This is a genomic window from Kitasatospora sp. NPDC059803 (assembly GCF_042732255.1).
Lineage (GTDB): Bacteria > Actinomycetota > Actinomycetes > Streptomycetales > Streptomycetaceae > Kitasatospora.
Genome location: NZ_JBHWIJ010000072.1, coordinates 18,436 through 24,723, shown reverse-complemented (window position 1 = coordinate 24,723; position 6,288 = coordinate 18,436). Strand labels below are relative to the sequence as shown.

The following is a 6,288-nucleotide window of genomic DNA, read 5'->3' as shown; positions in this document are numbered from 1 at the left end:
ACCCACCTGCCCCCGTACATGCCTATGGCCCTCCGGGTCTTTCTGCTCGGGGCGGGCCTTCGCTGGGAGCCGGGGCTCAGAAGCCGAGCTTGCGCAGCTGCTTCGGGTCGCGCTGCCAGTCCTTGGCCACCTTGACGTGCAGGTCCAGGAAGACCGGCGTGCCGAGCAGCGCCTCGATGTGCTTGCGGGCGGTGGTGCCGACGTGCTTGAGCCGCGCGCCCTTGGCGCCGATGACGATCGCCTTCTGGCTCTGCCGCTCGATGTAGACGTTGGCGTGGATGTCCAGCAGCGGGCGGTCCGCCGGGCGGCCCTCGCGCGGGAGCATCTCCTCGACCACGACGGCCAGCGAGTGCGGCAGCTCGTCCCGGACGCCCTCCAGGGCGGCCTCGCGGATCAGCTCCGCGACCATGATCTGCTCGGGCTCGTCGGTGAGGTCGCCGTCCGGGTAGAGCGGCATGCCCTCCGGCAGCAGCTTGGTGATCAGGTCGCCGACCAGTTCCACCTGCTTGTCGCCGACAGCCGAGACCGGGATGATCTCGGCCCACTCGATGCCCAGTTCCTCACCGAGCTGGTGGATGGCGATCAGCTGCTCGGCGAGCCGCTTGGAGTCGACCAGGTCGGTCTTGGTGACGATGGCGACCTTGGGGGTCTTCTTGACCTCGGCGAGTTCCTTGGCGATGAACTTGTCGCCGGGGCCGAGCTTCTGGTCGGCGGGCAGGCAGAAGCCGATCACGTCGACCTCGGCCCAGGTGCTGCGGACCAGGTCGTTGAGGCGCTCGCCGAGCAGGGTGCGCGGCTTGTGCAGGCCGGGGGTGTCGACCAGGACGAGCTGGGAGTCCGGGCGGTGCACGATGCCGCGCACGGTGTGCCGGGTGGTCTGCGGGCGGTCGGAGGTGATCGCGACCTTCGTCCCCACCAGAGCGTTGGTCAGGGTCGACTTGCCCGCGTTGGGTCGGCCGACGAAGCACGCGAAGCCGGAGCGGTACGAGGAGGAAGGGGCACTCATGTGCTCCATTCTCCCTGATCACCGGAGTCGCGCTGCCCGGGCCCGCCCGCACCGCCCGATCAGCCCTTGCGACCGCCCCGCGAAACCACCGACATCACCACCAACAGGACCAGGAAGGCGACCGAACCCCAGAGCCAGTACGGCGAGCCGGTCTCCTGCCACTTGCCCATCCCCATCACGAACAGCAGTAGCCCGGCGAAGAACGCCACCGCCCCCATGTGCCCAGCCCCCTCACCGAGTTCACTCCCCCGGTGAGACTATCCGCTCGGTTCGGGCAGGTGTTCGCCAGGCCGCCGCCATCGCCCGGCATCGCCCGCCGCGGCAGGCCGCAGCGGGCCCTGAGCAGGCCCCGGCGGGCCTCAAGCAGCCCTCGGCAGCCCTCAGCGGGCCTCGGCCGCCACCCGCAGCGTCCCGTCCACACCGGCCAGCAGCACGGGCGTCCCGGCCCCGCCGAGGTCCCGGACGGCCGCCAGGTCGGCCTCGGCCGGCTGCTCCGCCTCGCTCACCACGGCCGCCGCCTCCAGCGACTTCGCACCGCTGGCCACCGCCATCGCCACCGCCGTCTGCAGCGCGCTCAGCCGCAGCGACTCCAGCGCGACCGTCCCGGCCACGTACGTCCGGCCGGTCTCGTCACGCACCGCGGCCCCCTCGGCGACGCCGTTGCGGGCGCGGGCCGAGCGGGCCAGGGTGATGATCTTCTTGTCTTCGGGGTCGAGCTCGACGATGTCACTCATGCCGCCGAGCATAGGCGGCCCCCGCGGCCGCTCAGTGGCCGACCGGGTGGGTCGGACCGGGGTTCGGGTTGAGGACCTTGACGAAGGTCTTCGGCCCGGACGGCCGCGCCGTCTCGTGCTCCGTGCGCTCGCGCCAGAACGGGTTGTCGTGCGGCAGGTGACTGCTCACCCGGCCGTACATCCCGAAGGTCGTCAGGATCACCCCGAAGATGAAGGCGAACAGCACGTTCGACATCCGGAAGTTCAGGATGTTGGCGTCCGGCCGCCCGAGCACCGCCAGGCCGTAGAAGCCGGACAGGACGAACAGCACGCCGACCACCATGTTCAGGTTGGACGCGAAGTTGCCGCCGACCACCGCCCCCGCCACCAGGATCGCGCCCGCCACGATGGACAGGATGCTCAGCGCCCCGTTGGTCGACAGCCCGGTGATCCGGTCACCGTGGGTGGCGAGGAAGCCCGGGTGATCGGCCAGCCCCAGGCACCCGAACACGATCAGGAAGATCCCCCCGAGCCCCGCCCCGATCCGCCACACCGTGGCGAGCCGGCTGTTCACGGGCAGTTCGTCTTGCAGCTTCATGGCGACCTCCACCACGGCCTAGCTGTAGGGATGGCTCCCCTGCATGTGCGGCACCTCGTGCATGTAGAGCGAACCGCACTGCTGGCAGCAGCGCAGCCCGGTGCCCCACTCCTGCTCGGGCCTCGTCTCGGCGTCGTCGGCCAGGCTGCGGCCGCAGAGCGCCGTCGCGGGGTCGCCGTCGCGCACCACGTGCCAGACCTTGACCCCGCCGGTCGCACCCTGCGGGCCGTACTCCGCGCGAAGTTGATGCGTCATGCTGTCCATGGTCGCTCCGCCGGGGCGCGACCGCTACTCGCCGGGCTCCGCCCCGGCCTCCGCGGCCTTGCGGACCGGGGTCGCGACCATCGAGCCGATCCGGTTGCGGCGCCCGGCCGAGGACTCGGCGGTCAGCAGGATGCCGGTCAGCCCGGTGCCGGCGGGCTCGGGCAGCGGGATCTCGCAGGCCGAGCCGGGGATCGGCACCCGGCCGAGGTGCTTGGCCAGCAGGCCGCCGACGGTCTCGACGTCCTCGTCCTCCAGCTCGATGCCGAACAGCTCGCCCAGGTCCTCCACCAGCAGCCGGGCGGTGATCCGGTACGAGCCGTCGCCGAGGTCCTCCACCGGCGCGATCTCCCGGTCGTACTCGTCGGTGATCTCGCCGACGATCTCCTCCAGGACGTCCTCGATGGTGACCAGGCCGGCCGTGCCGCCGTACTCGTCGATCACGATCGCCACGTGCGAGCGGCGCTGCTGCATCTCGCGCAGCAGGTCGCCGGCCGGCTTGGAGTCCGGTACGAAGACGGCCGGGCGCATCACCGCGCCGACCTCCTCGGACTCCGCCTCCCGGTTGATGTGGGTGCGCCGGACCAGGTCCTTCAGGTAGACGATGCCGACCACGTCGTCCTCGCTGTCCCCGACCACGGGGATCCGCGAGAAGCCCGAGCGCAGCGCCAGGGTGAGCGCCTGCCGGACGGTCTTGTGCCGCTCGATCATCACCAGGTCGGTGCGCGGCACCATCACCTCGCGGACGATGGTGTCGCCCAGCTCGAAGACCGAGTGCACCATCCGGCGCTCCTCGTCCTCGATCAGGTCGTCCTTCTCGGCGAGGTCGACCAGCGCCCGCAGTTCGGCCTCGGAGGCGAACGGCCCCTCCCGGTAGCCCTTGCCCGGGGTCAGCGCGTTGCCGAGCAGGATCAGCAGCCGCGGGATCGGGCCGAGCACCGCGGCCAGCGGCAGCAGCACGAAGGAGGCGGCGGTCGCGGTGGTGAGCGGGTGCTGGCGCCCGATCGTGCGCGGCGAGACCCCCACCGCGACGAAGGACACCAGCACCATCACGCCGAACGCCAGCAGCACGGCCTGCCAGATCGGCTCCACGTTGCGCACGCACACCACGGTGACCAGGACGGCCGCCGCCATCTCGCTGGCCACCCGGATCAGGGTCGCCAGGTTGAGGTAGCGGATCGGGTCGGAGGCGACGGTCAGCAGCCGGGCCGAGCCGCGCCGCCCGGCCCGCACGGCCTCCTCCGCCCGGAACCGGGAGACCCGGGAGATGCCCGCCTCGGCGCACGCGGCCAGCCAGCCGAGGACGACGAGGAGCACGGCACCGAGGATGAAGCTCGTACTTTCACCACTCACAGGGGTTCGGGCTCCGCGCTCAGTGGGTGGTGGGGGCCGGGGAGAGACCACCGAGGCCCCGGCCCGCCCGCCAGTCGTCCAGGATGCGCTTCTGGAGGGCGAACATCTCCTCCTCCTCCTCGGGCTCCTCGTGGTCGTACCCGAGGACGTGCAGCACCCCGTGGACGGTGAGCAGTTGGAGCTCCTCGTCCATCGAGTGCTTGGAGGGGGCCGCCTTGCCCTGCTGCTCGGCGACCTCCGGGCAGAGCACGATGTCGCCGAGCAGGCCCTGCGGCAGCTCCTCGCCCTCCTTGCCGGGGCGCAGCTCGTCCATGGGGAAGGACATCACGTCGGTGGGGCCGGGGAGGTCCATCCACTGGATGTGCAGCTCCTCCATCGCCGCTCCGTCCACCAGGATCACGGACAGTTCGGACTGCGGGTGGATCCGCATCTTGTCCAGGGCGAAGCGGGCGACGTCGAGGATGGCTTCCTCATCGGCGTCCCAACCGGACTCGTTGGCGATGTCGATCGACATGACGGGCTGCGTACTCAGCTTTCGGTGCGATGGGACTGACGGGGTGCGCGGGAGCCGCGCCGCTGGGCCGGCTTGCGGGCGGGCGAGGGGTTCTCCTCGGCCTCCTGCTTGGCGTCCCAGCGTTCGTAGGCGTCCACGATCCGGCCGACCAGCTTGTGGCGGACCACGTCGGTGCTGGTGAGGACGGAGAAGTGGATGTCGGGCACGTCGGCCAGGATGTCCTGGACGACCTTGAGGCCGCTGCGGGTGCCGCCCGGGAGGTCGATCTGGCTGGTGTCGCCGGTGACCACCACCCGGGAGTTGAAACCGAGGCGGGTGAGGAACATCTTCATCTGCTCGGGCGAGGTGTTCTGGGCCTCGTCCAGGATGATGAAGGCGTCGTTGAGGGTGCGGCCGCGCATGTAGGCCAGCGGCGCGACCTCGATGGTGCCGGCCGCCATCAGGCGCGGGATGGAGTCCGGGTCCATCATGTCGTGCAGCGCGTCGTACAGCGGGCGCAGGTACGGGTCGATCTTCTCGTAGAGGGTGCCGGGCAGGAAGCCCAGCCGCTCCCCCGCCTCGACGGCCGGGCGGGTCAGGATGATCCGGTTGACCTCCTTGGCCTGGAGGGCCTGGACGGCCTTGGCCATCGCGAGGTAGGTCTTGCCGGTGCCGGCCGGGCCGAGGCCGAAGACGATCGTGTGCTTGTCGATCGCCTCGACGTAGCGCTGCTGGTTGAGGGTCTTGGGGCGGATCGTGCGGCCCCGGTTGGACAGGATGTTCGCGGTGAACACCTGGGACGGCGCCGGGCTGTCCGGGTCCTCCGCGGCACCGCGGAGCATGGCGATGGAGCGCTCCACGGAATCCTCCGTCAAGGGCTGGCCGGTGCGCAGCACCAGCATCATCTCGGTGAAGAGCCGCTGCACGAGGGCGACCTCGGCGCGCGCTCCGGTGGCGGTCACCTCGTTGCCGCGGACGTGGATGTCGGCGGCGGGGAAGCCCTGCTCGATCACGCGCAGCAGCGAGTCCGCTGTGCCGAGCAGGGTGACCATCGGGTGCTTCTCGGGGATGACGATCCGGGCGCTGACGCGACCGTCGTCGGCCGGTTCGGGGCGCGACTGTCCGTTCGTACGGGTCTGCGATGTGTCACTCATAGGTCGGCGCTGGGCCTGCCTCATCCCATCCGTGGTGTCGTGTGCCGATCGGTCTCTCCGGGGCACCAGGGTACGCCGCGCACGTGGTCGCCGCGGCGGGCGGCGGGGCCGCACCCGACGATGCTGCGGCAGATCGGGGAGCGGCGCGAGCGCTTTTCACGGGGTGCGGGCCGGGTTCACGGCTGGCGCCGGACGGGGACGGGCACCCGGGCGAGGTCGGCGGCGAGCACCAGCTCGCCGTCGAAGTGCTTGCGGGCGTCGGCCAGATGCTGGCCCAGGTCCGGGTAGCGCTGGGAGAAGTGGGTCAGCACCAGGGTGCGCACGCCGGCCTCGGCGGCGGCCTTGGCGGCCTGCCCGGCGGTGAGGTGGCCGTGCTCCTCGGCGAGCCGGGAGTCGGCGTCGGTGAAGGTCGACTCGGCGACCAACAGGTCGGCGCCCTCGGCGAGTTCGTACACGCCGTCGCAGAGCCGGGTGTCCATCACGAAGGCGAAGCGCTGGCCCGGCCGGGGCTCGCTGACCTCCTCCAGGGTGACCCGCCGGCCGTCCGCCTCGATCGCCCCCTCGTGCTGGAGGCGGCCGACCGCGGGGCCGAAGACGCCCAGCGCGGCGAGGCGTTCGGGCACCAGGCGGGCGGCGGCGGCGGCGGCGTCACGGCGGGGGGCCGGCGAGACCGGGTGGGAGGCGCGCGCCGCCGGCCCCCCGCCGCTCTC

The 6,288-nt window shown here is 71.6% G+C and carries 9 protein-coding genes; all 9 read right to left on the bottom strand.

Annotated features, from left to right (window positions below; genetic code table 11):
- Window positions 1-76 precede the first annotated feature (76 nt).
- Complete coding sequence (gene era / locus ACFV6I_RS14640) at window positions 77-1,006, bottom strand: GTPase Era (protein ID WP_063347514.1); 930 nt, start codon at window positions 1,004-1,006, stop codon at window positions 77-79.
- 59 nt (window positions 1,007-1,065) lie between these two features.
- The gene (locus ACFV6I_RS14635; RefSeq protein WP_159398424.1) at window positions 1,066-1,224 is read right to left on the bottom strand and encodes a hypothetical protein; all 159 of its coding nucleotides are present in this window, start codon (window positions 1,222-1,224) and stop codon (window positions 1,066-1,068) included.
- A 162-nt stretch (window positions 1,225-1,386) separates the two neighbouring features.
- Complete coding sequence (locus ACFV6I_RS14630; protein WP_063351091.1) at window positions 1,387-1,740, bottom strand: hypothetical protein; 354 nt, start codon at window positions 1,738-1,740, stop codon at window positions 1,387-1,389.
- A 31-nt stretch (window positions 1,741-1,771) separates the two neighbouring features.
- On the bottom strand, window positions 1,772-2,317 hold the full coding sequence (locus ACFV6I_RS14625) for a DUF4383 domain-containing protein (protein WP_063347515.1): 546 nt from the start codon (window positions 2,315-2,317) through the stop codon (window positions 1,772-1,774).
- Between the two features lie 18 nt (window positions 2,318-2,335).
- Entirely contained in the window at window positions 2,336-2,572 is a 237-nt protein-coding gene (locus tag ACFV6I_RS14620; RefSeq protein WP_063351092.1) for a hypothetical protein, read from the bottom strand.
- 33 nt (window positions 2,573-2,605) lie between these two features.
- Window positions 2,606-3,931 carry a hemolysin family protein gene (locus ACFV6I_RS14615; protein WP_063347516.1) on the bottom strand — a complete coding sequence of 442 codons (1,326 nt, stop codon included), beginning with the start codon at window positions 3,929-3,931 and terminating at the stop codon, window positions 2,606-2,608.
- Window positions 3,932-3,950: 19 nt separating this feature from the next.
- Window positions 3,951-4,445: an rRNA maturation RNase YbeY gene (ybeY, locus tag ACFV6I_RS14610; RefSeq protein WP_063347517.1), complete on the bottom strand. Its 495-nt coding sequence runs from the start codon at window positions 4,443-4,445 to the stop codon at window positions 3,951-3,953.
- 14 nt (window positions 4,446-4,459) lie between these two features.
- Window positions 4,460-5,578, bottom strand: a complete 1,119-nt coding sequence (locus tag ACFV6I_RS14605) for a PhoH family protein (RefSeq protein WP_380425444.1) — start codon at window positions 5,576-5,578, stop codon at window positions 4,460-4,462.
- A 176-nt stretch (window positions 5,579-5,754) separates the two neighbouring features.
- On the bottom strand, window positions 5,755-6,288 hold a 534-nt coding region (locus ACFV6I_RS14600; RefSeq protein ID WP_380425442.1), incomplete at its 5' end, for an MBL fold metallo-hydrolase.

Excerpts from the sequence above, each read along its gene's own strand:
- era (WP_063347514.1), bottom strand. The coding sequence starts at position 1,006 with ATGAGTGCCCCTTCCTCCTCGTACCGCTCCGGCTTCGCGTGCTTCGTC.
- ACFV6I_RS14635 (WP_159398424.1), bottom strand. The coding sequence starts at position 1,224 with ATGGGGGCGGTGGCGTTCTTCGCCGGGCTACTGCTGTTCGTGATGGGG.
- ACFV6I_RS14630 (WP_063351091.1), bottom strand. The coding sequence starts at position 1,740 with ATGAGTGACATCGTCGAGCTCGACCCCGAAGACAAGAAGATCATCACC.
- ACFV6I_RS14625 (WP_063347515.1), bottom strand. The coding sequence starts at position 2,317 with ATGAAGCTGCAAGACGAACTGCCCGTGAACAGCCGGCTCGCCACGGTG.
- ACFV6I_RS14620 (WP_063351092.1), bottom strand. The coding sequence starts at position 2,572 with ATGACGCATCAACTTCGCGCGGAGTACGGCCCGCAGGGTGCGACCGGC.
- ybeY (WP_063347517.1), bottom strand. The coding sequence starts at position 4,445 with ATGTCGATCGACATCGCCAACGAGTCCGGTTGGGACGCCGATGAGGAA.
- ACFV6I_RS14605 (WP_380425444.1), bottom strand. The coding sequence starts at position 5,578 with ATGAGTGACACATCGCAGACCCGTACGAACGGACAGTCGCGCCCCGAA.